The organism is Micromonospora sp. NPDC047738 (assembly GCF_040642675.1).
Taxonomy (GTDB): Bacteria; Actinomycetota; Actinomycetes; order Mycobacteriales; family Micromonosporaceae; genus Micromonospora.
In genome coordinates, this window is sequence record NZ_JBEYSO010000032.1 from 31,386 (window position 1) to 56,061 (window position 24,676).

21 protein-coding genes and 3 pseudogenes are annotated in these 24,676 nt (G+C 68.7%); 8 read left to right on the plus strand and 16 right to left on the minus strand.

Annotated features, from left to right (window positions below; translation table 11 throughout):
* Positions 1-98 precede the first annotated feature (98 nt).
* Entirely contained in the window at positions 99-494 is a 396-nt protein-coding gene (locus ABZ783_RS31555) for a VOC family protein (protein WP_357444727.1), read from the minus strand.
* 169 nt (positions 495-663) lie between these two features.
* Here ABZ783_RS31555 and ABZ783_RS31560 point away from each other — a divergent pair.
* Positions 664-902: pseudogene (locus ABZ783_RS31560) on the plus strand (IS5/IS1182 family transposase); the annotation flags it as partial.
* Between the two features lie 261 nt (positions 903-1,163).
* On the opposite strand, the gene ABZ783_RS31565 reads toward ABZ783_RS31560, so the two are convergent.
* The 3 genes from ABZ783_RS31565 to ABZ783_RS31575 are packed head-to-tail and all read right to left on the minus strand — an operon-like array spanning position 1,164 to position 3,399.
* Positions 1,164-2,399, minus strand: coding sequence for an RNA polymerase sigma factor (locus tag ABZ783_RS31565; RefSeq protein WP_357444730.1), 1,236 nt, complete (start codon positions 2,397-2,399; stop codon positions 1,164-1,166).
* Positions 2,396-2,725 (minus strand): YciI family protein, encoded by a 330-nt coding sequence (locus tag ABZ783_RS31570; protein WP_357444733.1) that lies wholly within the window; start codon positions 2,723-2,725, stop codon positions 2,396-2,398. The genes ABZ783_RS31565 and ABZ783_RS31570 overlap by 4 nt, the downstream gene beginning before the upstream one ends.
* Before the next feature lie 53 nt (positions 2,726-2,778).
* Positions 2,779-3,399 (minus strand): dihydrofolate reductase family protein, encoded by a 621-nt coding sequence (locus ABZ783_RS31575; RefSeq protein ID WP_357444736.1) that lies wholly within the window; start codon positions 3,397-3,399, stop codon positions 2,779-2,781.
* On the opposite strand from ABZ783_RS31575, the gene ABZ783_RS31580 reads away from it, so the two are divergent.
* Complete coding sequence (locus ABZ783_RS31580; protein ID WP_357444819.1) at positions 3,398-3,748, plus strand: transposase; 351 nt, start codon at positions 3,398-3,400, stop codon at positions 3,746-3,748. The genes ABZ783_RS31575 and ABZ783_RS31580 overlap by 2 nt on opposite strands.
* Here ABZ783_RS31580 and ABZ783_RS31585 read toward each other — a convergent pair.
* The 4 genes and pseudogenes from ABZ783_RS31585 to ABZ783_RS31600 all read right to left on the minus strand — a co-directional run.
* Positions 3,720-3,866, minus strand: a pseudogene (locus ABZ783_RS31585) (IS481 family transposase); the annotation flags it as partial. The gene ABZ783_RS31580 and the pseudogene ABZ783_RS31585 overlap by 29 nt on opposite strands.
* 24 nt (positions 3,867-3,890) lie before the next feature.
* The gene (locus tag ABZ783_RS31590; protein ID WP_357444739.1) at positions 3,891-4,529 is read right to left on the minus strand and encodes a hypothetical protein; all 639 of its coding nucleotides are present in this window, start codon (positions 4,527-4,529) and stop codon (positions 3,891-3,893) included.
* Positions 4,530-5,058: 529 nt separating this feature from the next.
* On the minus strand, positions 5,059-7,011 hold the full coding sequence (ggt, locus tag ABZ783_RS31595) for a gamma-glutamyltransferase (RefSeq protein WP_357444742.1): 1,953 nt from the start codon (positions 7,009-7,011) through the stop codon (positions 5,059-5,061).
* Positions 7,012-7,152: 141 nt separating this feature from the next.
* Entirely contained in the window at positions 7,153-7,287 is a 135-nt protein-coding gene (locus ABZ783_RS31600) for a hypothetical protein (protein ID WP_357444745.1), read from the minus strand.
* Between the two features lie 596 nt (positions 7,288-7,883).
* Between ABZ783_RS31600 and ABZ783_RS31605 the strand changes: the two genes are divergently transcribed.
* The 3 genes from ABZ783_RS31605 (at position 7,884) to ABZ783_RS31615 (ending at position 10,990) form a co-directional block, all read left to right on the plus strand.
* On the plus strand, positions 7,884-8,423 hold the full coding sequence (locus ABZ783_RS31605) for a PadR family transcriptional regulator (RefSeq protein WP_357444748.1): 540 nt from the start codon (positions 7,884-7,886) through the stop codon (positions 8,421-8,423).
* 115 nt (positions 8,424-8,538) lie between these two features.
* Positions 8,539-9,210 (plus strand): ABC transporter ATP-binding protein, encoded by a 672-nt coding sequence (locus ABZ783_RS31610; protein ID WP_357444751.1) that lies wholly within the window; start codon positions 8,539-8,541, stop codon positions 9,208-9,210.
* Between the two features lies 1 nt (position 9,211).
* Positions 9,212-10,990, plus strand: coding sequence for an FtsX-like permease family protein (locus tag ABZ783_RS31615; RefSeq protein WP_357444754.1), 1,779 nt, complete (start codon positions 9,212-9,214; stop codon positions 10,988-10,990).
* 148 nt (positions 10,991-11,138) lie between these two features.
* On the opposite strand, the gene ABZ783_RS31620 is transcribed toward ABZ783_RS31615, so the two are convergent.
* The gene (locus ABZ783_RS31620; protein ID WP_357444757.1) at positions 11,139-12,614 is read right to left on the minus strand and encodes a tetratricopeptide repeat protein; all 1,476 of its coding nucleotides are present in this window, start codon (positions 12,612-12,614) and stop codon (positions 11,139-11,141) included.
* A 127-nt stretch (positions 12,615-12,741) separates the two neighbouring features.
* A complete protein-coding gene (locus tag ABZ783_RS31625; protein ID WP_357444759.1) occupies positions 12,742-13,287 on the minus strand; it encodes a DUF4240 domain-containing protein in 546 nt (181 codons plus the stop codon).
* Positions 13,288-13,579: 292 nt separating this feature from the next.
* Between ABZ783_RS31625 and ABZ783_RS31630 the strand changes: the two genes are divergently transcribed.
* Positions 13,580-14,191: a GNAT family protein gene (locus ABZ783_RS31630; protein ID WP_357444761.1), complete on the plus strand. Its 612-nt coding sequence runs from the start codon at positions 13,580-13,582 to the stop codon at positions 14,189-14,191.
* Positions 14,192-14,498: 307 nt separating this feature from the next.
* On the opposite strand, the gene ABZ783_RS31635 is transcribed toward ABZ783_RS31630, so the two are convergent.
* The 5 genes and pseudogenes from ABZ783_RS31635 to ABZ783_RS31655 form a co-directional block, all read right to left on the minus strand.
* Positions 14,499-15,704 (minus strand): DUF418 domain-containing protein, encoded by a 1,206-nt coding sequence (locus ABZ783_RS31635; RefSeq protein WP_357444763.1) that lies wholly within the window; start codon positions 15,702-15,704, stop codon positions 14,499-14,501.
* 622 nt (positions 15,705-16,326) lie between these two features.
* A pseudogene (locus ABZ783_RS31640) lies at positions 16,327-16,752 on the minus strand (Clp protease N-terminal domain-containing protein); the annotation flags it as partial.
* A gap of 1,039 nt (positions 16,753-17,791) precedes the next feature.
* Positions 17,792-18,646 (minus strand): hypothetical protein, encoded by an 855-nt coding sequence (locus ABZ783_RS31645; RefSeq protein ID WP_357444766.1) that lies wholly within the window; start codon positions 18,644-18,646, stop codon positions 17,792-17,794.
* Positions 18,647-19,573: 927 nt separating this feature from the next.
* Positions 19,574-19,948, minus strand: a complete 375-nt coding sequence (locus ABZ783_RS31650) for a YciI family protein (protein ID WP_357444769.1) — start codon at positions 19,946-19,948, stop codon at positions 19,574-19,576.
* A 616-nt stretch (positions 19,949-20,564) separates the two neighbouring features.
* Positions 20,565-21,152 (minus strand): hypothetical protein, encoded by a 588-nt coding sequence (locus ABZ783_RS31655; protein WP_357444772.1) that lies wholly within the window; start codon positions 21,150-21,152, stop codon positions 20,565-20,567.
* Between the two features lie 87 nt (positions 21,153-21,239).
* On the opposite strand from ABZ783_RS31655, the gene ABZ783_RS31660 reads away from it, so the two are divergent.
* Positions 21,240-22,355, plus strand: coding sequence for a MerR family transcriptional regulator (locus tag ABZ783_RS31660; RefSeq protein ID WP_357444775.1), 1,116 nt, complete (start codon positions 21,240-21,242; stop codon positions 22,353-22,355).
* Between the two features lie 338 nt (positions 22,356-22,693).
* Here the strand turns inward: ABZ783_RS31660 and ABZ783_RS31665 are convergent, their stop codons facing one another.
* Positions 22,694-23,449: a class I SAM-dependent methyltransferase gene (locus ABZ783_RS31665; RefSeq protein WP_357444778.1), complete on the minus strand. Its 756-nt coding sequence runs from the start codon at positions 23,447-23,449 to the stop codon at positions 22,694-22,696.
* 118 nt (positions 23,450-23,567) lie between these two features.
* On the opposite strand from ABZ783_RS31665, the gene ABZ783_RS31670 reads away from it, so the two are divergent.
* On the plus strand, positions 23,568-24,509 hold the full coding sequence (locus ABZ783_RS31670) for an AraC family transcriptional regulator (RefSeq protein ID WP_357444781.1): 942 nt from the start codon (positions 23,568-23,570) through the stop codon (positions 24,507-24,509).
* The last annotated feature ends 167 nt before the right edge of the window (positions 24,510-24,676 follow it).

Sequence of the window (24,676 nt, forward strand, 5' to 3'; positions counted from 1 at the left end):
GCTTGAGGTCAAGCCGACGGCTCCATCACGACGCACTGAGGTCTTCTCGGCAACGTGACGGTTGCGGTGTGTGACGGGGTGCGGGTGCCGCTCGTGGCCTAAGTCTGCGGTGCCAGGGTGCGTAGGACGTCGAACTCGTTGCCCTCGGGGTCTGCCATGACCACCCAGTTTCGGTCTGAGCCCTGGCCCACATCCGTCCTGGTGGCGCCGAGGCCGAGTAACCTGGTCACCTCGTCCTCGGTGCTGCCGTCGATTGGGCTGACGTCGAGGTGAAGCCGGTTCTTCACCGTCTTGCCCTCAGGTACCTGGACGAACAGCAGGGTGGGCGGCATCTGACGGGCCCGAACATCCTCGACGGTCGGCACCCACGAGCCGATCTCGACCTTGCCCTCGCTCCGGTCGATCACCTTGAAGTCCAGGACCTCGCACCAGAAGGCCGCGAGTCTCTCCGGATCGTGGCAGTCAACGGTCAACTCGGTGAACCTACTTGTCATGACTCTCCCAGATAGTGCGGACGGGGCTCAGAGTATTGGCCAGGCCGCCCGTCCGACAGGTCTGCGAAGATCACGTTCCGGAGCCCAGGGGCTTCACGCGTCGACCAATATCACCTGCACCGCAACACTCGCCGTCGGCCGGGAGACCGCCGAGACTCTCGCCCAACTCTTGCGCGAGCACCGCGAACGGCTCGGCACCCGCAGGGGGACCCGCGCTCCGGGCGTCTTCAAGCAGGGTGTCCTGGTGCTGCGGTGGTTCGTCGACGGGATCCGGCTGGCCCAACTCGCCTGGGACAACGGGTGCCCACCGCGTACCGCTACTTGCACGACGGGCTGACCGTGCTCGCCGACCACGCCCCGGATCTGTCTACCGCGCTGGAACGAGCGGTGGCCGCCGGCTACACCCATGCCGGCAACCTGAACTGCCGATGACAGTGCGGTGCCGACCGTCAGAAGCTGAACGACCTGATGCGGGTATTGGGCCGATCTGATGGCCGTTACCCGGGCGGTCGTCCGCGCGCTCGGCGTCGCGAAATGTGTAGTCGCGACCTGGCGTTCGAGGCTCGGACGAAGCGAGAGGCCCGTCGCTGGCGCGATAGGTTGCGGAATGCGTCGGCAGGGCACCCCGGGTTCGGCCGCCGCTGGGCGGGCTTTCGATCGGGATCCCGGCTACCCCAACTGGTCGCGGCGGCGCGTCAGGTAGGCGGTCTCGGCGGTGTTGCCGGCCAGGTCGATGGCTTTGTCGTAGGCCGCGCGTGACTCCTGGCTGCGGCCCAGCCGGCGCAGCAGGTCGGCGCGGGTGGCGTGGTAGGCGTGGTAGTCGGCCAGCTTGTGCTCAAGCCGGTCGACGGCCGCCAGTGCCACCTGCGGGCCGTCGAGCTCGGCGACTGCGATGGCCCGGTTGAGGGTGATGATCGGGGAGGGGTCGAGGCGGACGAGCTGGTCGTAGAGGGCGAGGACCTGCGACCAGTCGGTGTCGCGCATGTCGCGGGCGGAGGTGTGTACGGCGTTGATCGCGGCGAGGATCTGGTAGCTGCCCGGAGCGACCCCGGCGGCGGCAGCGGCGAGGCGCTCGCGGACCAGCCGGTGGCCCTCGGCGATCAGCGCCTTGTCCCAGGCCCCGCGGTCCTGCTCGTCGAGGGCGACCAGCTCGCCGCTGGCCGAGATCCGGGCGGGGCGGCGGGCCTCGATGAGGAGCATCAGCGCCAGCAGCCCGGCCACCTCGCCGTCGTCCGGCAGGAGGACACGGATCAGGCGGGTGAGCCGGATCGCCTCGGCGGTCAGGTCGTGACGTAGGGGATCGGTGTCGGGGCCGCTGGCCAGGTAGCCCTCGTTGAACACGAGGTAGAGGACGGCGAGCACGCCGGAGACCCGGGCTGGGAGATCCTCGGCGGACGGCACACGATAGGGGATGCGAGCCGCTTTGATCTTGGCCTTCGCGCGGGTGATCCGCTGCCCCATGGCACTCTCGGCCACCAGGAAGGCGCGGGCGATCTCGGGCACGGTCAGACCGCCGACCATGCGCAGCGTCAACGCCACGCGGGCTTCCATCGCCAGCGCCGGGTGACAGCAGGTGAAGATCAGCCGGAGCCGGTCGTCGTCGATGGCGCCGAGAGGCTCGGGCGGGTCGTCGTTGTACACCAATTGAGCCTCCTTCTGCTTGTCGTCGCGCTTGTTCTCGCGCCGGATCCGGTCGATGGCCTTGCGGTTGGCGGTGGTGGTCAGCCAGGCGCCGGGATTGGGGGGTATGCCGTCGGCCGGCCATCGCTCGACGGCGGTAGCGAACGCCTCGGCGGCCGATTCCTCGGCGATGTCGAGGTCACCGAAGCGCTTGGTCAGGGCGGCGACCACCCGGGCCCACTCCTCGTGGTGGGCCCGGCTGATCGCCTCGCGGACGTCGATCACGCGGACAGGAACGGCCGCACCTCGATCTTCCGGTTGCAGGCATTCGACCCCTCAGCGGCGAGCTTGAGCGCCATGTCCAGGTCGGGTGCCTCGATGATCCAGAAGCCGGCGAGGTACTCCTTGGACTCCAGGAAGGGCCCGTCGGTGAACAGCGCCTGCCCGTCGCGGTTGTCGATGACGGTGGCCGTGTTGGGCGAGGCGAGGCCGCCGGCGAAGACCCAGTGCCCCTCGGCCTGGAGCCGGTCGTTGAACGCGTCGATGGCAGCGTCCTCCTTCGGGGTGGCCGGGCCGGTGCCGTCGTCGATCACGGAAATCAGGTACTGCATCTGAAGATCATCTCCTGTGGTGTGAAGGCAGTGTGGTGTACCGGTCAGGGACTTCAAGCCGTGGCGTACGACGGGCGCCCGGCAGGCCGGTAGACCTGGATCGTTACGCCCTTTGAGTCGACGCGTGACTCGACCAGGTCGAGCGCAAGATCCGGGCCGGCGTCCGGGAACAACCGCGCGCCTTGGCCGAGAACCACGGGTACGACAATCAGAGTCATCTCGTCGACCAGATTGTTCTCCAGCAGCCACCGGATCAGGGTGCCACTGCCGTGCACCTGCAGCTCACCTCCCGGCTTGGCCTTCAGGTCTGCGATGGCGGTCGCCAGGTCGTCGGACAGGACGGTGGTGCCCGACCACGCCGGATCGGCGAGTGTGCTCGATGCCACGTACTTGGGCCGGGTGTTCAGCGCCCGCATGACGGGCTCCCAGCCAGGGACATCCTGTTCCGTCCCGGACCCCCACGAGCTGGCGAACAGCTCGTAGGTCCGCCGGCCGAGCAGGAACGCGTCGGCGCGCTGGTAGGTCTGGTTGATGAACGCGTGGGTCTCGTTGTCGCCCTTGCCCAGGGCCCATCCGCCGCGCTCGAATCCGTTCCTGCGGTCCTCATCCGACGCGCCGCCGTTTCCCTGCATCACTCCATCGATGGTGACCTGGGTCATGGTCGTCAGCTTCATGATCGCGGTTCCTTACCTTGGCGCCGCCCCTCGTGGGCGGCCTCACCCCTGCTACGAACACCACCGCCCCGATCCGACACCGCCTCCCGGGTTTCTAAAAGAACTTTTCCGGGACGCCGGTCGTCAGCGATCCCGGCAGACGCTGCCACACGCGGTGCTGGTGGTCGACCACTTCCACGTCGTGCAACTGGCCAACCGGGCCGTTACCGAGGTCCGCGACCGAACCACCCTCACCCAACGAGGACGTCGCGGCCGAGGCACCGATCCCGAATGGCGACTCCGCAACCGGCTGACCCGCTCCGCCGCCTCGCCACCACGATCTGCCCAGGGACGTTGGTCAACCTGGTGATGGGCGGTTTGCCGCATGTTGCGGTGTGGGGCCGGTGGTGATTGTAGTGATGCAGCCAGGCGGGCGGGGCGTTGGTTTGGGGCCGATAGGGGCGGGTCTTCTTCGGGGTGATGCCGAGTTCGGTGCGCTCGGCGCTGTGTTGTCAGTCCCCCGGAAGGACGTACCACCAGCCGTCGCCGAGGTTCTTTCCGCCGGTAACCCGGGCGGGCTCGCCGAAGAGGTCGACGACCAGGTCCGGTCGGGGCCGGGCGTCGAGGTAGACGTATCCGCCAGCGTCGTCGGGGATACCGAGCCACTGGGGCAGAAACACCACCGGCTTGCCGTCCTGACGGCCGACGACCGCTGCCCGGCCGTTGGTGGCCAGGTCCCGAAGGTGCAGCGGCAGGAGTTGGCCGTAGTACTCGCCGGAGGTTCCGAGCCGCCCCTCCCGGACACCGTCGGCCACCGCGTTGAACGCCCACCGGTGCGACGCCCAGTACGACCTGGGATGGAACAGCCCCCAGTTGGTGAACCAAGCGCAGATCACGACGAGCAGCACCGCGGTGGCGAGCGCCGCCGGAGCGCCAGCGGGCGCGCGGCACGTAAGTCGCACCGTCAACGCGAGGGCGGTCAGCCATACCAAGAGCTCGAACGGGGGAATGACGAACAGTAGCAGTGAGGCGTTCGGCAGGTTTACCAGTTCGGCCAACGCCACCCCGAGCCAGGCCGCCAGTACGCCGATCCAGCCGTATCGCCGTACCGGTTGCTCCGCTGTGGCTGTGACCGTCCCCGCGTCTGACACGACGACATCATGCCCGACGATGTAGCGCTCACAGGCGAGCCCAAAAGGGCATCCGCACGCGATGCCGACGCCCTCATGATCCGATCCCACTGGAGCGCTCGGACCAGGGCTTCCTGCTCGGCTACGTCTACGGCAGCTCCGACAATTCTTTGTTCCCGGCTCCAGCGTCCCTGATCAGCTTAGCGATCCTGAGTCGGATTGAGTTTCCGGGATCGTGTTCCACCGTGGTGGGGTTGCGTGGGCGTGGAGGTGGAATCCTGCGCCCAGTGCGGCTCCTCGTGGCGCCTGCCGGCGGCGACGGTTCGTCGGCGCGGCGGTGGCCGGCGGTGGTGGGTGTGCTGATCGTGTTCACGCTCTGGTGTCGGTGGGCTGCGCGGGGCAGCTTCCGGTCCGTTGGTGCGTGTCCCGGGGGGCGTGGGGCCTGTTGCAAGGACCTCGAGCGGTTTCGCCCCGCCCGACGCGGAGCCCCTTTCTGAAGGTGATCTGTTGGAAGACCACGTCATACTTGGGCTCCGCGCCGGGCCTTGGTTCAGGACGACTGCGGTCTTGGCAAGCCGATCACTGTGCCTTCGCGGCGGGAGTCGGCGCCGCCGTACTGCTTGCCGGTCTTCGGATCGACTACTACTGCCTGCACCGAACCGATGTCGGCGCCGGTGCTGACCGTGTAGCCGAGTGTGCGCAGACCGTCAACGGTGTCCTGAGGGAATCCGTTCTCGAGCGAGACCGAACTTGCCGCGCTGGTCACCGACACGCGAGGCGCATCGATTGCTTCCTGGATCGTCATCTTGTGGTCGATGAGATTGAGCGCGACGTTGAACACCGAGTTGATGATCGTGGAGCCCCCGGGCGAGCCGAAGGCAACCAGCGGCTTGCCGTCGGGCGTGAGGATCAGGGTCGGCGTCATGCTGCTGCGTGGGCGCTTGCCCGGCTGCACGTCGTTGAACCCGGGCCCACCAGTGTAGGGGTTGACTGTCGGTGTCAGGTTGAAGTCGGTCAGCTCGTTGTTGAGCAGGAATCCGAAGTTGCGGAACGAGGCACCGGTGTCCCGGTAGCCGGCGAACACGCCGATGCCGTGCCCCGACTCGATCGTATTGGTGTAGGACACCAGGTTGCCCCACTTGTCGATCACTGAGAAGTGCGTGGTCGTCTCGCCGGGCCCGGTGACCGGTTCGGCCGTCGGGATCAACGTGCCGGCTTCTACGTCCGGGTTCTCGAACGGACGCGGGTCTCCCGGCGACGGGTTCGGCGTGATCCGCGCGCCCGGCACGATCGCGGCCCCGCGGAGCGCGACGTAGTTCGGGTGCAGCAGCCCCCGGTTCGGCTCCGGCACGAAGTCGCTGTCGCCCATCCATACCGACCGGTCGGCGAACGCGAGCCGCATCGCATCGGCCATCACGTTCACGGTCTTCGTGGAGCCGAAGCCGAAGCCCTGGCTTTCATCCCCGATCGGAAGGCGCTCGAGCATCTTCAGCATCTGGGTCACGGTCAAGCCGCCTGACGACGGTGACGACATCGCCCGGATCTTGTAGCCGCGATACGTGCTCTCCACGGGTGTGCGCAGCGTCGCCTGGTAGTTCTCCAGGTCGGCGAAGGTCATGCTGCCGCCCTTGCCGTTGGGCGCTTGCGGCCGGTTGAACTTCTGGCCCTCGACGATGCCCTTGGCGATGTCGCAGCCCTTCTCCGGCATGTACAGGTAGAAGCAGTCGCCGCCGTTGGTGGCGATCAGGCGGAAGGTTTCGGCAAGGGGCTTGTTCTGCACCAGCGAGCCGACCGCCGGGGGTGCGCCGCCTGGGCAGAAGTACGCTTCGGTCTCCGGCGAGTTTCGCGCGCGGCTGCTGCAGCTGGCTTCCGAATAGCGCGGGGTGGCGGCGAAGCCGCCGTCGGCGAGCTTGATGGCCGGCTGCAGGGTGCGAGCGAGCGACAGGTTGCCGTAGCGCTCCAGCGCCATTTCGGTGCCGCGCACCATTCCCGGCACGCCGACGGCCACGCCCTGCAGCGAAGGGTTCGGCACGCCCACGAACATGTCGGGTGTCGCACCGGCCGGCGCGCGCTCGCGGGAGTCGATGGCGACCGTCTCGCCGGTCTCCGCCTGGTGGATCATCATGAAGCCGCCGCCGCCGATGCCGGCCGATTGCGGCTCCACCACGTTCAGCGCGTAGGCGATCGCCACCGCGGCGTCCACCGCGTTGCCACCGTCTTCGAGGATCTGCGCGCCGGCTTCGGCGGCGTAGGGGTTGGCCACCGCCACGACGCCCTGACGGAACGCCTTACCCGACCACGGCGGCGGGTTGCCCTGCGCCTGCGACGGCAGGGACACGGTGGATTGGATGCCTAGCGATCGATCCATGCTGCCCGTATCGGCGATTGCCATCGAGCCGGGGCTTGTGCCCACCAGCAGACCTGCCAGCAGGACGCAGCCGAGGGCTCTTCGAGAGTGAGTCATGTCCTTCCCTTCATTGATGAACGTTTGGTTCGGTGTCACTGGCCGGCCTGCTGTTCAGCGCTGCGGATCACCGGCTCTGCGTATTCGACACCGGGCCGCGCCTGCTCGGTGGAGAGGCTTCCGGCCCGCTCGAACGCCGTCAACTGGTTGATGAACGCACGAAGCTGATTCGGTCCCGCATCACGTTGTCTCGGATAACTGCGCGCTCGCGGCATCGAGCTTCGCGTTCAGCGATTGCGCGTTCGCCGCGGCGACTGGCAGTTCACCGACGAGCCCCGCCAGCACCGCAACACCTTCCGACAGCGCCAGGTGCACGGGAGTCACTCGGACGGCGTCTGCGGCAGTCGAACCAGGTGAGCCGGGAGATCTCGACACCACCACGTCCCCCAATCCGCCTGGCTGAAGTGGTGGACGCCGGATGGATTCCACCCTGCACCGTCGTGGCGCTGATGGCGCACCAGTTGTACGGGCCATCTTGGCGTTGTCCCTTCCGGCTAGAACGACTCATGCTCGCTCGGCGCCCAGACGGCTTTCGGGCTTCGACGTCGCCCACCGACTGGACTGATCCGTGACCGCAACCTCCACCGGGTCCAAGACGCACGAGCCGGCTGGGTCGGATACGCGGGCCGGCTGGACTGGAGGCGAGCGTATGCGCGCTCAATGCCGTTGAGCGGTCACGCGAACCGGACTTGAGCATCTCTTGAGGAGCCGTGACAGACCCGTATGGACGGTAGGCCTGGCCAGGGCGGACGACGCGGGGCGGGCATGGAGCCGGCCAACCCCAGACCTCGCTCTACCTCATCCGCGCTGAACGCCACCCAGTAGGCAGCAGACTCTGTCTGCTGCACCCTTCGACTTGACATTGCTATGGCTAGCGGTTATCTATTGTCGATCTACGGAGGGTGTGTTGGGTGCAGGACGTGGTGCTGGCCATGCTGGCGAAGGAGCCGGCGTACGGGTACGACCTGCGCAGCCGTTTGCGTGGCGCGCTCGGCCCGCTCGGCGAGGCGATGAACGCCGGGCAGATCTACGTGACGCTGGCCCGGCTGGCCAAGGCGGGGCTGGTGACCTCGCAGCACGCCGAGGGATTGCCGGACCGGCCCGACCGCCGGGTCTACGCGTTGACCCCGGCCGGGCAGCAGCGGGTCGCCGCCTGGCTGACCGAGGTGAGCTGGCCGAGGCCCGACCTCACCGAGTTCCACCTCAAGCTGGTGGCCGCCGCTGCCGCCCGGCTGGCCGATCCGGTGGCTCTGGTCGACGCGCAGCGGCGTGAGGTGCTGCGTCGGCTGCGGGATGCCCAGCGGGCTGCGTTGGAGCGGTCGGTGGATCCGGTCGTCGGGCTGTTGTTGGAAGGGGTCGTGCTGCGGCTGCGGGCCGACCTGGAGTGGCTGGAGGCGTGCGAACGCATGTGGACCGAACGCGACCGGACCGCAGGGACGGCGAACCCGTGAGCGAGCGCACCGAGCGAAGCGAGGGCCGCGAGGCCATGCCCGGTGGTGCAGCATGACATCGGCGCTGCTGAAGGCACGAGGGGTAAGCAGGCGGTACGGCTGGGGGAGCGCCCTGGTGCGCGCGGTCGACGAGATCGACCTGGAGGTGCCCGCGGGGCAGACTCTGGCGATCATGGGTCCCAGCGGCTGCGGCAAGTCGACCCTGTTGCACCTGCTCGGCGGGCTGCAACGCCCTACAGACGGCGAGATCTGGCTGGCCGAGCACCGGATCGACACCATGAGCGAGCGCGGCTTGGCCCGGCTGCGGCGGCATCACATCGGCTACGTCTTCCAGTCGTTCCACCTCATGGACGAGCTCACCGCCGTCGAGAACGTCGAGCTGGCCGCGTTGCTGGCCGGGCAGTCTCCCCGCCGGGCCCGGCAACGTGCCCTGCATCTGTTGGACCGGGTCGGGCTCGCCGACCGCGCCAGGCACCTGCCCTCGGCATTGTCCGGCGGGCAGCGGCAGCGGGTCGCGATCGCCCGCGCGTTGAGCAACGAGCCGCTGGTCGTGTTGGCCGACGAGCCCACCGGGAACCTGGACAGCGCCGCCACCGTGGAGGTGCTGCGGCTGTTCGAGGAGCTGCGTCTCGCGGGCCAGACTCTGGTGGTGGTCACCCACGACGCGCGCATCGCCGCAGTCGCCGACCGGGTGATCTCCATGCGGGACGGGTCGTTCGCCGACGACAACCGCCTCACCGGCACCACCACCTCCGGCACGGGCACGGTCTACGGCGGGCGGCGCTGACATGGCCGGGCGTCTGCTACTCGTGTGCCGGCTGCTGCTGCGGGACCTGCGCCGGCGGCGCACCGAGACCGTACTGCTGCTGCTCGCCATCAGCGCCGCGACCGGCACGCTGACCCTCGGCCTCGCCCTGGACAATGCTCTCGCCCAGCCGTACGAGCGGACCCGGGCCGCCACCGCGGGCCCCGACGTGGTGGCGATGCCGGGAGCGACGGGCCCGGAGGCTCTGGCCGCCCTCGCACCGCTGGCCACCGCGCCCGGTGTCACCGCACACAGCGGACCGTACCCGATCGCCTATCTGACGCTGACCGCACACGGCACGACCGTGCCCGCGGTCGTCCAGGGCCGGGACAACTCCCCAGCGGCGCTCGACCGGCCCGCGGTGACCGCCGGCACCTGGGTACGCCCCGGCGGCGTGGTCATCGAGCCCACCTTCGCCAACGCCCTCGGCGTGCACATCGGCGACACCGTCGACATCAACGGCCACCCCCTGCGGGTGGTCGGGACCGCGGTCACCGCCGCCAGAGCCGTCTACCCGCGCGCCGACTGGCGCATCGATGCGGGCAGCCCCCTGACCGAAAGCGCCGGCCTGGTCTGGGCCGACAGTAGCCAGATCGGCGCGCTGGCCGGCACGCGGCCGCTGTCATACACCCTGAACCTGAGATACGCGGACCCGCGGGCCAGCACCTCATTCACCCACAAGCGCGAAGGCGGGATCGAATACACCAGCTGGACAGGGATCGCCGACACGGACGGCAAGCTCGTCAAACAGGCACGCCTGGCCCTGCTGGTCGGCAGCTGGCTGCTCACCGCCCTCGCGGTGGCCAGCGTCGCCAACATCGTCGCCGGCCGCGTCGTCGATGAACGCCGCCGGGTAGGACTACTCAAGGCCGTCGGCGCCGGACCAGCCATGATCGCCGCCGTCCACCTCGCCGAATACCTCGTCATCGGGCTCGCCGCCGCCGGCGCCGGCCTGACCGCCGGCTGGCTCGCCGCACCCGAACTGACCAACCCCGGCGCCGGACTCCTCGGCTCCACCAGCACCCACCCGCCCGCGCTACGCACCGTGCTCGCCGCCACCGTCCTCGCCCTCGCCATCGCCGCCGCGGCGACGCTGGCACCCGTGCTACGCGCCGCCACCACCGACACCGTCCACGCGCTGGCCGACGCCGCCACACCACCGCGCCGCCGCGGGTGGCGCGTCTGGCTGTCCCGCCGAATGCCCACCGCCCTGCTGATCGGGGTACGCATCAACGCCCGCCGCCCCCGCCGCGCCCGCCTCGTCATGGTGAACACCCTGATCACCACGACCGGGCTCGCCGCCTTGCTCATGGGCCTGGCGCAGGACCCGCGGGTCAAGCTCGGCGAATCCAAGCTGGCCAACCCCCAGAGCACGCGAACCCTCGAGGCCATGTTCCTCGTCATCGTGGTGCTGTGCGTCCTCGCCCTCATCAACGCCATCGTGAGCACCTGGACCGCGGTCCTCGACGCCCGCCACCCCCTGGCCGTCGCCCGCACGCTCGGCGCCACACCCGCACAGGTAACCGCGGGCATGGCGGTAGCGCAGCTTCTTCCCGCGATACCCGGCGTCGCCCTCGGGCTCCCGGCCGGCATCGGGCTGTATCTGGTCGCCAGTCCAGGCGACCAGCAGTACGCCCCCGCCTCCTGGATGCTCGCCGTGGCACTCACGGTCCTGCTCGCCGTCGCCGCACTCACCGCCATCCCCGCCCTGGCCGCCACCCGGCGCCCGGTCGCGGACGCCCTCCGATCCACGCCGACCTGACCGGCCGCCAACGGCCTGCAGCCCGCATACGGCACCACGACGAGCGAAACCGCCGAGCAAGACAGCAATCGCAGCTGACGCAGCAACCACACAAGAAGTTGCACGGATCTGGCCGATCGGGCGTCACGGCCAGTGACAAAGTCGGCGGTCAGCCGGCGTAGCGGGGCTCGCTGATCCGGCGGCGGAATTCCGCGTGAGCGGTCTGGAAGACGTCGTTGAGCCGCTCGAGCTCAGACTCGGTCGGTTCTCGCCGCAGACCGACGTCGATCTTGAAGTCGCCCTCGACGATCGTCACATCGAGGCGGTCGAGCAGGTCAGCGGGAAGTCTGGTGATGACGAACTCGCGGAACGCGTCGGCGATCGTGCCCGCCATGTCGCCGCACCCGCAGGTGCGGCCATCCAGGACCGCACCGAGGTGGCTGCGGCCGATGATCGCGTCCGGGTGTACGGGATCCATGACGGTCAGGCCCTCCTCAAGGACCGTGCGGGCCTCCGACAGCCGTGCCTCATGCTGAAGGAACAGACCGAGGGCGATGCAGGCCCGCCCGACCGTGTCATGGTCTGCGCCCCGGCGCGCCTGGTTCACTGCCTCGGTCAGCCGTTGCTCCGCCGGGCCCACCTGGCCGGCCTCCTTCAACGCGAGACCCCAGTTGCGCAGCACCTGACTCCGCAGCTCCGGGCGACCGATGCGCTCCGCCCTCGCGTACGCCGACGCGTACGTGCGCAGCGCCGCCTCGGCATCGCCGGCTTCGTCCTGGGCCATCGCCAAGCCGAGCGCTGCCATCAGCGCCTCCTCCTGCCGGCCCTGGCGGTCGTACGAAGCGAGCACGCGCTCGATCGCATCAACCCGCCCCGCCTGGTCACCGAGATCACGGCCGAGGTTCGCCAGCGCGGACAAGGCGTTCAGCGTCGCCTGGTGGTCAATGCCGAGCCGCTCCTCCAATGCGGTAACCAGGGAGGTGAGCAGGGGCTTGGATGCCGGATCGCCGTGGTCCAGCATCTGGGTGACGACTCGCCCGACCTGCTCGACGACCTCGTCCGGCAGTTGGTGCAGGCCCACGAACAGCGGCTCGCGGGTGCCACCGGCGTGCACAATCGCTGCTCGCAGCGCCAACGCGGAGGCCACCCGCTCGTGCCCGTTGCGCCACAGGTTGGCCACCGCCTCCTCGAAGACCTGCCGGGCACCCGTCACGTCACCGCGCTGCCGCAGCAGGTCCGCCAGCGGTTCGAGGCCGAACGCGTACCCGGCATGCTCGCGACCGTAGAAGGCGAGCCGCTCCTGAACACCCTGGCGTAACTCCGTCTCGGCCTCGTCGAGTCGTCCGGCCATGCGCAGCGCCAGGCCCAGATTGAGTCGGTAGGTCAACTGGTCCTTGCGGGACTCGTGATCCCGCGGCGTCGCGGAAACGGCGCGGCGGTAGCACTCGATCGCGCGGTCGCGTTGATCGGCGTTGAGCAGCACATTGCCGAGGTCGCACTGGGCCGACGCCCATTCCGGGCTGCCGTGACCGTGTTTGTCCGTGGCGGTCTGCAGCTCGCGCGTCATGAGGTTCTCCGCGTCGCCCATCCGGCCCTCCCGCAACAGCGCGAAGGCCACCTCGACCGGACTGAGGGGTGTCGTCACGACCCGCAAGTTTAGGGCCCGCCTACGGACCTTCGCGCACCGCTGAGAACACCTCGAGCGAAGCCCGCCCGACCCGGTCAACCAATCACAATCAGACATCCGCACCTGCCGCAGAGGAGTGCGGTGATCAGCTGGCTGCGTGTTCCCACGGGCGCTCGATCCACGGATTGTTGTCGAGGTAGGCCGTGAGTCTGGGGAACTGCTGCCTCGTGCGGCTCTCGTCGGTGAGGTCGGCCGGAGTGCCGCCGGGCGCGTCGGGTCCGGAGGGCCCATCGATTGCGAAGGGCGCCCCGGTTGCAGCGATGTGCGCCTCGATCGGGAGGCCGCAGAACCAGTCGATCCGAGCGTTGTGCCGGTCGGGCGCCAACTCGACAAGGCTGTCAGGGTCGTCCAGGACACGCTGCATGGTGTGCCGCCCGTGCGACACGATCCAGTCCTGGACGGCGAGGAAGTCATCATCGTCGAAGGGGCCCAGCAGCAGTGTCGCGGCGTCATGGATTGGCCAGCGGTAGAGCTCGTCCTGTGCCTGGAACCAGAGCTCCTCAAACTGTTCAATCTCGTTCGGCGCCAAGGCGCGAAGGCGACGGAGGAGCACCTGGGCGACGCGTTCGGTGTCACTGCCCCCATCTGCCCGGGCACCTTCGACGATGCGCCAGAAGGCCGCCCACTGCACCGCCAGACCGTACCAAGTCGGTCCTGTGCCGGTCGGATGTCGCCGCGACGAGACTCGCGAGGGACTTGTCGGTAGGACTGAGCCGACGTGCTCCAAGACCAGGCATCCGGAGCTGCTCCGGCGTCCTGATCGATCAAAGGAGGTCACGGTCCGTAACTGACCACTGGGTCGAGCGGGCACCCTGAACTGCCGAAGAGCGAGCACGTCGTTCCGCCCGCCCCGCCGAGAAAACCCATTGCGTGTGGCCGGCACCAGATGTCTGGTTGATCGGGCATCAATCACAGGAGGAACCATGACGCCCGTGTCGCTGCCCACTCCCACGCTGCACACCCCTCGCCTTCGACTGCGTCCCTTCGACGACGCGGATGCGAACGACCTCTTCGCGCTGCACAGCAGCGCCTACGTGCTGCGCTACTGGGACGCGCCACCGTGGAGCGAACGTGTGCGCGCCGAGCGGTTCATCACGGCTTGCCGGCAGATGGCAGAGGGGGGCACCGGGGCGCGGCTGGCCGTGGATCGTGTCTCCGACGGGGCGTTCATCGGCTGGTGCAGTCTGACCCGGTGGAATCCGGACTACCGCAGCGCATCGCTGGGCTACTGCTTCGACGATGCAGCGTGGGGCCACGGCTACGCGACGGAGGCCGCGCGCGCTTTGCTGCGGTGGGCATTCGAGACGCTGGACCTGAATCGCGTTCAGGCTGAAACCGATACACGCAACGTGGCATCTGCCCGTGTGCTGGAGAAGCTCGGGTTCGTGCGTGAAGGGACGTTGCGCGAAGACTGCGTCGTGAACGGCGAGGTCTCTGACTCGTGGGTCTACGGGCTGATCAGGCGAGAGTGGCGGCCGTCGTCCGAGCCGGTTCCGGGGGTTACGGGGAAGAGCGCGGCCAGGTGTCTAGGCTGAATGATCAGGGCGAAGGACCGCGCTCGTGGAAGCATCACCGTTGATCGATGAGTTGTCCGCACGCTTGGGTGGCGTGTCGGATCAGGTGGAACGGGAGGCGCCGGGCCTGTTGCGGGCGTTGGCGCGGGCGCCGCGAGACCCACAGGGACGGATCCATCCGCTACCGGGCCTGCTGGCGATCGCGGCCGCGGCCGTGGCCGCCGGGCAGAGCACGGCCACCGAGATTGCCGAGTGGGCTGCGGACTTCCCGATGCGGTACTGGCCCGGTTGGGTGCGGCCCGGCGGCAATCCGCCCCACCGGAACCCGTCATGCCGGGTCCGAGGCCCGCAGCCGTGGCCACCGCTGCTCGGTCCAGGCCCGCAACAGCCACTCCAACGGTCCGTACCGGAACCGGGCCATCCACGCCGCGCTGGCGGCGAGCTGCACACAGTAGATCGCGACCGCGATGAGTACGACGACCGGGGGTGCGACGGCACCGGCGAGGCCCAGTCCGACACCGGTGAAGACCAGCACGCAGAGCACCGACTGACCCAGGTAGTTCGACAGGGACATCCGTCCGGCCGGCGCGAGTACGGCGACGACCCGCCGCCCCCGGTCGGTCTGGAAGAACTGGAGCAGGGTGGCGGCGTACGCAGCGGCGAGCAGCGGCGCGGTGAGCACGCCCGCCGTCAGCCCGGTCAGGTTGGCGGTACCCCCGCCCGATGCGAAGATCACCGCACCGGCCAGGCCGACCGGATAGCCCAGCTGCTGCACCCGGCGCAGGAGCTGCCGGTTCCCGACGACGTCGGTGAGTAGCCGGCGCCGCCCGGCCGCGTAACCGAAGAGGAAGGCCGAGAGGGCGAGCGGCCCCTGCACGAGGAGCGTGCCGAACATCGTCGGCAGCTGGCGTACGTGCTCGGTGATCACCGAGCCGATCCCGCCCTGTAGTGCCTCGGTGGACCGCTGCCCCGCCGCGAGTGCGGTCGCCGGATCAGTGACCAGCTGGGTCCCGCCCGTGGCGGCGAGCGCGAGGACGAAGCCGATCCCGCCGGTCAGCAGTACGGCGGCGCGCACCGCGGTCCTGACGCTGACTCCCCGCATGGCGAGCAGGACCAGACCGAGCAATGCGTACGTGGTCAGGATGTCGCCCTGGAACAGCAGTACCGCGTGCAGGATGCCGAACACGAGGAGCCCGGCCAGCCGTCGCAGGAACCGTGGGGCGAGGTCGATGCCGCGCCGCGCGGCGGAATCGAGCTGGAGCGTGAAGCTGTAGCCGAACAGAAAGGAGAAGAGCAGGTACGCCTTCATCGTGAGGAGCAGCTCGACTAGCCATCGGACCGCCTGGTCACCCCACGAGTCGTGCGCGGGATCCGGAACGAGCTGGAAGGAATAGCCGGAGGCGAAGAAGGCGATGTTGACGATCAGGATGAGGAGCAGCGCCACGGCGCGCAACGCGTCGACGTCGACGATCCGGGGGAGCGTCCCGGACGACGCTCGCTTTCCGACGGGCGGGTCTTCGATGGAGAAATTCACGTGACTACCTCCGGAACGGACAGGAATCATGTTCGATGACTTTCCTGCGACCCTATGAAGCGGTCTGTCCAGATGACAGCCGGTGAGCGTGAAGATTGCCGGTGGCGCAGGCTCTACCCCAGCAGTGGTGCAGGCCCTACCCCAGGGCTCTCGCAAGGTAGCTGTAGGCCGGTTTCGAGAGTGTCAAGTTAACGGCTGATCTTGGTTGTTGAGGTGGTCAGCGGTTGGCCGGGGCGAGCCGGCCTTCGAAGGCGATCTGAAACGCGTTCAGAGGACCGTTCCAGCGCATCGTCCGCCGCCGACGGCCGGCGCCGGTCGGGTCGAGGCTCATCAACGCTTTTTCCCCGAGCGACGTTGCGGGAAGACTGCGTCGTGAACGGCGAGGTCTCTGACGGGTCTACGGGCTGATCAGGCGAGGGTGGCGGCCGTCGTCCGAGCCGGTACCCGCCCGCTGAGTCCTTCCTTCCTCCCTCGACGTCGCCCGGCATCCGGGTGCTCCGCTCCGCTGCGTCGAGGGCCCGGCACCGGGCACTCTCATGGCCACGTTGAGGTAGGGACACAATCGCGGCTACTTCGGCTGTCGACGGCGCCTTCAACTTCGAATCCCACAGGATCACGGGGCAGACAGGAGCTGGACGATCTGCTGCCGTGCCCGATCGAGGTCGGCACCGAGTTTGACCAGCAACTGAGTCGCGACGCCTTCGCCCTCGCGGATCAGGCCCAACAGGATGTGCTCGGTGCCGATGTGGTTGTGGCCGAGCTGCTGCGCCTCACGCAGCGACAGCTCGAGGACCTTCTTGGCGCGTGGGGTGAGGGGGATGGGCCCGCTCGGCGCCTGCTGGCCCTGGCCACTGATCTCATCAACCTGCTGGCGGACACACTCGAGAGAGATGCCGAGGCCCTGTAGCGCCTTGGCGGCCACACCCTCGCCCTCGTGCATGAGGCCGAGCAGAATGTGCTCTGTGCCGATGTAGTTGTGGTTGAGCATTCTGGCTTCTTCCTGAGCGGCGTCGGCGACAAGATCTGCCGCCGGCTGCGCGGGTCCCATGATCCGGCGCTGACGGAAGGCAGCGGGGGCACGTCGCGGGTGGTCTTGGTCGCGAGGAGGATCTGCGAGACGATCGTCGTCACCCTTCCCGCCTGCAATCGTCCGCGCCGTCCTGCTCACCTCCTTCGCGAGGTAGCCGGCCCATAGCGCGGCGCGGGCGGCCGTCGGGGCCAACAGCCAGCGACGAATGTTGCTGGCGTCGCTGTGGGGGTCTAACCCGGGGATGAGGTTGACCACCCCGAGCAGGGCCGCAACAAGTGCCGCAGCGACTAGCGCGACACGCATCAGCGCCGTATCCGACGTGGTGCCCGTCCTCGTCGCTGCGGCACCGAGCACCCCCGCGGTGACCAGATTCGTCATCGGACCACCCAGGTGCAACAACACCATCCGCAGCGGCAACGCAGTCGCCGACGGCACCGGCCGCACCAACACGGCACTGCGCCAACCAGTAAAGGGCGCGATACGAACCGCGACAACCGGCAAACGCAACAGCAACGCGATGATGAGATGCCCGCACTCGTGCAAGACGATGTGAACCCACAGCGACAGGCATGCTAGGCCGACGACGATGAACGCACGCGTCAACGACTCCGTAACCAACAGGGCGCACACCACCGCGTCGACCACAACGAAGGCCCCGGCGAAGAACCCGGCGACCACGCGCCGTCGGAGGGAGAACACGGGCAGATGGTACGGCCCGACAACCCCCACCCCGCGCGGCGTGACCACCCCCCATCCGTAGGCTGTGCGCGACGCCGTGGAAGCTCGTCGATCGAATGCTTCGTCAGACGTGGGTACTGAACGTCCTCTTCGCGCCGGTCGCTCACGCGGCCACCGGCTTGCCTCGCTCGCTCCATCTGTTGAACATCTGCTCTTGCCGCCGAGCGGGCGTCAGGGGCCGCACCTGCGAGACTGACAAGTCAGCCGACCGCCCGTGCCGATGAGGGGCCGCTCGGTCGAGCTAGGGCCACAACCTCAAGGAGCGGCTCAGTCCGCAGGCGACGGCCGAGCTCGGCGGGTCACGGTCTGGTCGAGTTTCTCAGGGCCGGTTGTGCACGAACCACGCGTCACCGGCGGGCAAGGCAACGGCGACCTCCCACCGGCTCAGGTCGAGGTTCGAAGCGAGCGCCTTGAGCTGGCCGGCCGCGGTCCATGCCTCGTCACCCGGTGCCGGGCGACGACCCACCTGGAACTGCAGCATGGTGCCCCACGACGCGACCAGGCGGGCGTCCCACCGGTGACGCCACTGCGCCAACACCTCGGCGAGCCTCCGCTGATACTCCCGGGTGGGCGCACCGAAGAAGTCCACCCAGTACCCCGAGCTGCGGACGTCGCTGGTGGGCAGCAACATGAGTAGGACGCTGTTGGGCGTGTACCAGTAATCGGTCTGCGTCACGAACCGCACTCTGCTAAGCACCCGGGCGTGCAGGTCAGCGTCGGCGAGCAGCCGGTCGTACAGCGCCCGCTCCAGCGCCGGGCGCGGAGTCGGCAGCGCCACATCTGACACCAAGGCCGCCAGGTCGACGCCGGCAATGCCACGCGCGTAGTACTCGACCTCGTCCTCGTCGACCTCGTCGTCCTCGCTGTAGTGGCGGTAGGTCAGCCAGGGTTCGGAAGACTCGGCGGCCTGGGCGAATGCGCGCAGCTCCGACTCCGGCGGGCCTGGCTCGGGCTCGGGCCGGATCCTCCGCGTGTCGTCGAAGTCGTCGGTGACCATGACGGGCCGCCGTCCAATGGCCGGCACCAATGCGTCGGCAGCCTGCCAGGCCTCGTGCAGGCGATTGGGGTCGATGTCGGCGACGAGGATGGTACCCGACGGGCCGTGTCCGATCGGAAGGCCGGCCAGTGGCGTGCCGACGAACGCTGCTTCGATCTGGTCGAGGTCGTTTCGCACGGTGAAAGTGTCTCCGATCATCGACGCGACGCGGCGTGGAGGTGGTCCGGGTGCACATCAGGATCCGGAGAGCAACGCATGCAGCATCCCCAAGGTCTGGTCGAGAGGTTCCTCGCCGTGATCGGATGGCTATTACCGCCCTGATGCCACCCGCAGAATCCTTCTTGACCAGACCCTGACCCGTGAAGCTCGGTAATTCCCTGACATGCCAACCAGCTGGCGAACGACTGGTCGTTCCTATCTGGTGCACCCTAAGTAGCCGCGATCCGAGCGTACGGTTGCGGAGCGACTGTGCCGGCGACATCTGAACCTGCCGAAGAACTGGCTCCGAGTCGGGCTGGAGGCGCCCAGGTTCGAGCGCCAGCGATTCCCGTCGGCCGACTCAGCTACCGGCTGCCCGGCTTGGTCTGAAACCACAGGATCACGGTCGCGGCGAAGACCAGCAACACAAAGAACGAGCACGGGCACAGCAAGAGCCACGCCATTCCTTCCATGGCGCACAGCTTCCCTGATCAGCTTTGCGATCCTGTGTCGGATGCGGTTTCCGGGATCGTTTCCCATCGTGGTGGGCTCGCGTGGGCGTTCAGGTGGAATCCTGCGCCCAGTGCGGCTCCTCGTGGCTGGTGGCCGGTGGCGGTGGGTGTGCTGGTCGTGGTCACGCTGTCGGTGGGCTGCGCGGGGCAGCCTCCGGTTCGTTGGTGCATGTCTCTCCGGACGCTTGCCCGCTTGGTTGTGGGGCCGGGCGGGGAGGGTGCCCTACGTCGCGTGGGCGCGGGCGTGGTGGCTTGTGCCGGGTGGGGCTGGTCTTCGACCGGTCCCTCCGACTGGTCTTGGAGGTGCTGGGGGTGACGACGGCTGCGGCTTCGAGCGTGTCCAGGGCCGCGCGGATCACCATCTGCCCGCTGGTCTTGTCGAGTTGTCGGGATGTCACCCTCGCCTTTCAGACTGGCGGAGCATCGCGTCTTGTTCGGGGTCGGGCATGAGTTCCCGGACCTCTTGCGCACAGCGGCAACCGGCGGCAATCTTGGCAGCCCAGGCCAGCGCCTCCTCGCGTGAGGCCACGTCGACGACCGAGAACCCGCCAATGACTTCCTTGGTCTCTGGGTAAGGGCCGTCGGTGACCGTCCCGTCCGTGGCCACGACGCTCGCCCTCTGGCGTTCGAGTCCGGCGCCGAACACCCACACGTCGGCGTTCACGGCCTCCTGGACCACCGCGTGCGAGGCCTTGCCCACGTCAGCCCACTCCTCGTCGGGGATGTGGTCCATCGCGCCGTCATTGAACGAGATCAAGTACCGGGTCATCCCACGACTCCCTTGTCCCGGCGGCCCTCTCCGGCCGCCTCACCTGTTCTACGAACGACTCGCCCCGGATCCGACGCTATGCCAAAAGAATTTCTCACGGGACCCCGCCGCTCAGCGCCTGCGGGCGTCATGTCGCCCTTGTTCGCGGGGATCATTGCCGCCGGCACCGGCTACGAATAGTCCCACACACGCATCTGGCCGCCGACCGGGCGCCGCGCTCCGTGACAGGCGCGCGATGTGGTCGAACCATCGGTGGTGCCGCGATCCCGCCGCCATGATCTTCTAGCCAGGGAACTCCGCGATGCCGAAAGCATCGCGAGGATTCCGCCACTGAACGAACCAGGGCTCTCTTCAAGTGCGGTCGCGACTCGATCGGCGCTGGCGGAGGCCAACGCAGCGGAGGAAGTCGTGACGCTCCTCGTCGCGGGCCTGCCTGACCCGGCAGCGTCTTCCTGATCCGACGCATTGATTGCGCTGCGGCGCGCCCGCGATCGTCACGCTCCGTGCGTTGCTCTGGCGACCCGATCTGCGGAATCGGTGCGCGATCGTGCCGATGTGCGCGCACCGTCGCGCCGGTGTGGCGGAACCCTGCCGATGGCCACGGGTGCTTCACCGGCTAGGTGGGCTGCGTGTCCCACCAGCGTGCAAGATCGATGCCCGGCGCTTCCGGGCTAGCGAAGTGGAACGGGACACCGACATGCTGGGCGACGGCCTGCCCCTGCTCGGTCGCCTGCCGCGCCTCCGGCCAGGGCGGCACCTGGTCGTTGAACAGGCGGATGTCACCGCTGTGCCGCAGCACCGTCAGCGGCACCTCGTCGAAGCGGTCGTGGTGCCGGCCCGGCCGCCGCACGATCGCGACCAGGTCGACGGACCAGCCATGCGTGTCACCGTCCCACAGTGCTTCGACGGCGACGACCGGTGCGGTGATGGCGGCCGCCTTTTCGATCAGCTTCGCCGTCGTCGGTGGCACTGGCTCCGCCTCGACGAGGCCCCGCCGGTCCAGTTCAGCGCGGCGCTCGATCAGCAGATCCTGCGCCTGGCACAGATCGGGCGGCGGCTCCAGTCCGCCTTCCCGACGCAGGAGGACGACAGCCGCGATCAGCCGACGCGCACACAGGAACTCGTCGATCCGGTCCCGTACCTGCGGGCTCAGCGCGTCCCACCAGGCGCCGTGCACAGACATGCCGCCATTGTCGCCGATCATGCCGGCGGCAATTCATGAGCGGAAACTCGATCAAGACAGCAGCAATCGCTTGCTCCTCACGCGGCGTCATGCCACATAGTCGGTGGCGTGGAGGAGCACCTGACCGTGGGGCGTGTGGCGGAGTTGGCTGGCGTCAGCGTCCGCACACTGCATCACTATGACGAGATCGGCCTCCTGGAGCCGTCCACGCGGACTGCGGCTGGGCACCGGGCCTACTCCGCAGGCGATGTAGAGCGACTCCGGGAGGTGCTCGCCTACCGGCGGCTCGGCTTCGGATTGCGGGAGATCGCGGATCTGGTTGACGATCCGACCACCGACGCAGTCGCGCACCTGTGCCGGCTGCGTGGCCTGCTGATGGACCAGCGCGACCGCGCTGCTGCCATGGTGACGGCCATAGACAGGGAACTGGAGGCACGAGCAATGGGAATCAGGACGACGCCAGAGGAGCAACTGAAAGTGTTCGGCGCGCAGTTGTACGACGCCATCGGATCCGCTTACCCAGCGACGCGGCGCACCGAGCCACGGATCGCCGCGCGCATCTGGGATGCGCTGGGGGACGCACGAACGGTGCTGAACGTCGGGGCTGGCACCGGCTCCTACGAACCACCCGACCGCGAGGTCACGGCGGTAGAGCCGTCGGCGGTCATGCGGGCGCAGCGTCCCGTGGGCGCGGCGCCGTGTGTGGCCGCCGCGGCGGAGAGTCTGCCGTTCGAGGACCAGTCCTTTGACGCCGCGATGGCGGTCAGCACCGTCCATCACTGGCCGGACCCGGTCGCCGGGCTGCGTGAGATGCGGCGTGTGGCCCGCCGCGTGGTGGTGTTCACCTACGACGCCGCTGACACCGGCTGGCGTCAGCGGTTCTGGCTCACCCGCGACTACTTACCTGAGTTCGCAGACCTCCTCGTCGGCTGGCCGTCCTTGGCCGACCTGACCCGCGCGATCGGAGGACGCGCGGAGCCGGTGCTCGTCCCGTGGGACTGCGCTGACGGCTTCTTCGAGGCATACTGGCGCCGGCCTGAGGCGTACCTGGACGAACATGTACGCCGCGCGGTTTCGGTATGGACCAGAGTCGGACCGCAGGCTGAGCAACGCGCAGTCAGCACACTCCGCGAAGATCTTTCCTCAGGCCGGTGGGCCGAGCGCAACCGCGACATCGTCGCCCTCGACACGGCAGAGCTCGGCCTCCGCCTGCTCGTAGCGTGAACCACCGTGTGCGAGAACGCCGCCAGGAAGCTGACCGGCGGGATCCTTAGATACTGCCGCGGCGGCGCTTGGCCTCCGTGGCGCGCTTGACCTGCAGTCCCTGCTGTACGGGTCGAGGTTGGACCTGTCGGTCCAGTTCATGGGCTGCATGAGGGAGCGACGCGCAGAGCCGGTGCACGCTCATAGTGGCAGAGCGGACCTACGCAGCGTCACAGTCGTCTGCGCGATCGGCGCCCGGACGTAGCAGATGAGCGGATGCTGGTGGCGCCACCGGCCTGCGGCGTTGGGCCTGTTGCCGTTGCGTGGCGTGGTGGGGTCTGTCGACAACCCCGTCAGGTTCAGTTCAAGGGGTGAGTCGCCTGCACGAAGGTGACCCGGCCGAACCTGTGGTCGGCGTGCGCGACCTCCCGGGCGTCGCCGAACCCGGCGTCGGCCAGGAGCGTGACGATGCCATCGCCGTGGTTACGGGCCACGACCGGGCTGTGCGCCACCCGGGAACGCATGAGCCGGGTCAGGTGCCAGAGGGCGTGGACAGGGCTGTGGCCATGGCGGTGTGTGGGGTGCCCGGCGTCCTCGACGTTGGATGCTGGGCCGCCGAAGTCGACGACGGTGACCCTTCCTCCCGGCCGGAGAGCACGCAGCGCGTCGCGCGCGAACCCGATCCGACCGTCGTCATCGACGTGGTGCAGGGCCAACGACGAGACCACATGGTCGAGCGAGGCGTCCTCGGCGGGGATCCGGTCGGCATATCCCTGAACGAGGGTAAGAGCGACGCTGCGGCGGCACGCCTTGCGCGCTGCCCTGCGCAGGGCGTCTGCGTCGGGGTCGAGGCCGGTCACCCGCGCGCTCGGCTGGGCCGCGAGCACGGCGAACGACAGGTTGCCCGTGCCACAGCCGACGTCGACCACCGTCTGGCCGGGCTCGATGCCGGCGAGCTCGACAGCACGTTCGTGCAGTGCGCGGACGCCGGCCACCCGGGTGAAGGCGTCGTAGAAGGGGAGAAGCCAGGTCTTTCCCGCGCCCGGCAGGAACGGGCGGTCCCGCTCCTGCGGAGTTCGCTGGTCGAGGATGCGGACGTGGGTCGAAGCTGCCATGGATGCCTCCTGTGCACGCGGTCGCGGGTCTGCCTCGCTGGCCCCTGACGGACCCGGTGTCGTCACCTCCAAGTCTTGGATATTCTGCGGTTACCAAGCAGGATTTAACGTGGGAACCATGGGACATTCTTCGGTCAGTGACTCGCCGGGAGTCCCGTCGAGGCTGCGCACGGTACGACCCGACGGGACGCCGGTCTACCGCTACCGGCAGCGCCCCGGCCTGCCTCCTGTCTCAGTGACCCGCTTCGACACCGAAGCCGCCCACCCCAGCCTCCCGCCGGAGCACCGGCACGCCCACGACTTCTTCGTCCTGGTCTATGTCGAGAAGGGCATGGGCTCGTTCACCGTCGACGGCGCCGAACGGCCGATGCGCGCTGGCGAGGTCCACGCTGTATCGCCCGGGCAGGTCATCGGCGTCGCGGCCGCGGCCGAGTTCGCCCGCGGCCGCGCGTGGTCGGTCGCGTTCACACCGGACGCCGTCCCCGCCCTGACCTCGGTCTCCCCACTGGCCTGGGCACACCATCCCCTCCTCGCCCTGTTCGCCTTCAGCGCGGGGCACGGTCGGATCGCAGAGCCCGACCAGGCGACCTGGTCGGCGTGGCTGGCGGACCTGGCCGAGGAACTCGCCGACCCAGGCCGTCTCGGCGCCCGCGAGGCCGTCGCCGCACTGCTCACCCGGCTTCTGGTCGCGGCCGCGCGACTGGCACCCAGCGCTCCAGCCACGCCGGACCCACTCGTCGAGCGGGTCTTCGCCGAGATCGAGGCAACGTTCCGCGAACCGGTCTCCGCCGCCGATGTCGCCCGCACGCTCGGCTACACCCCGGGGCACCTCACGACCGTGCTCCGCCGGCGCACCGGCCGCCCCCTGCTCGAATGGATCACCGAACGGCGCATGACCGAGGTCCGGCGAATGCTGCGCGAGACTGACCTGTCGCTCGACGCCGTGGCCGCCCGAACCGGCCTGCGCGACGCCACCTATCTCGTCCGCCGCTTCCGCGACCGCTACGGCATCACCCCCCAGCGATGGCGCCGCACCCAGCGAGCATGGTCATGGCAATGACCTATCCGCGGATGCCGCGATCCGCACGTCACGCAGCGTGACTCGATGCCGCTGGGCTGCCGTTCGAAACTGCCGAGAAGCCGACGCCGGCTCGGAAGCCATTACGCTGCTACAGGTAAGCCACGACCTCTCTCTACTTCTGGCCTTTCGGTATCGGCCGGCGATCC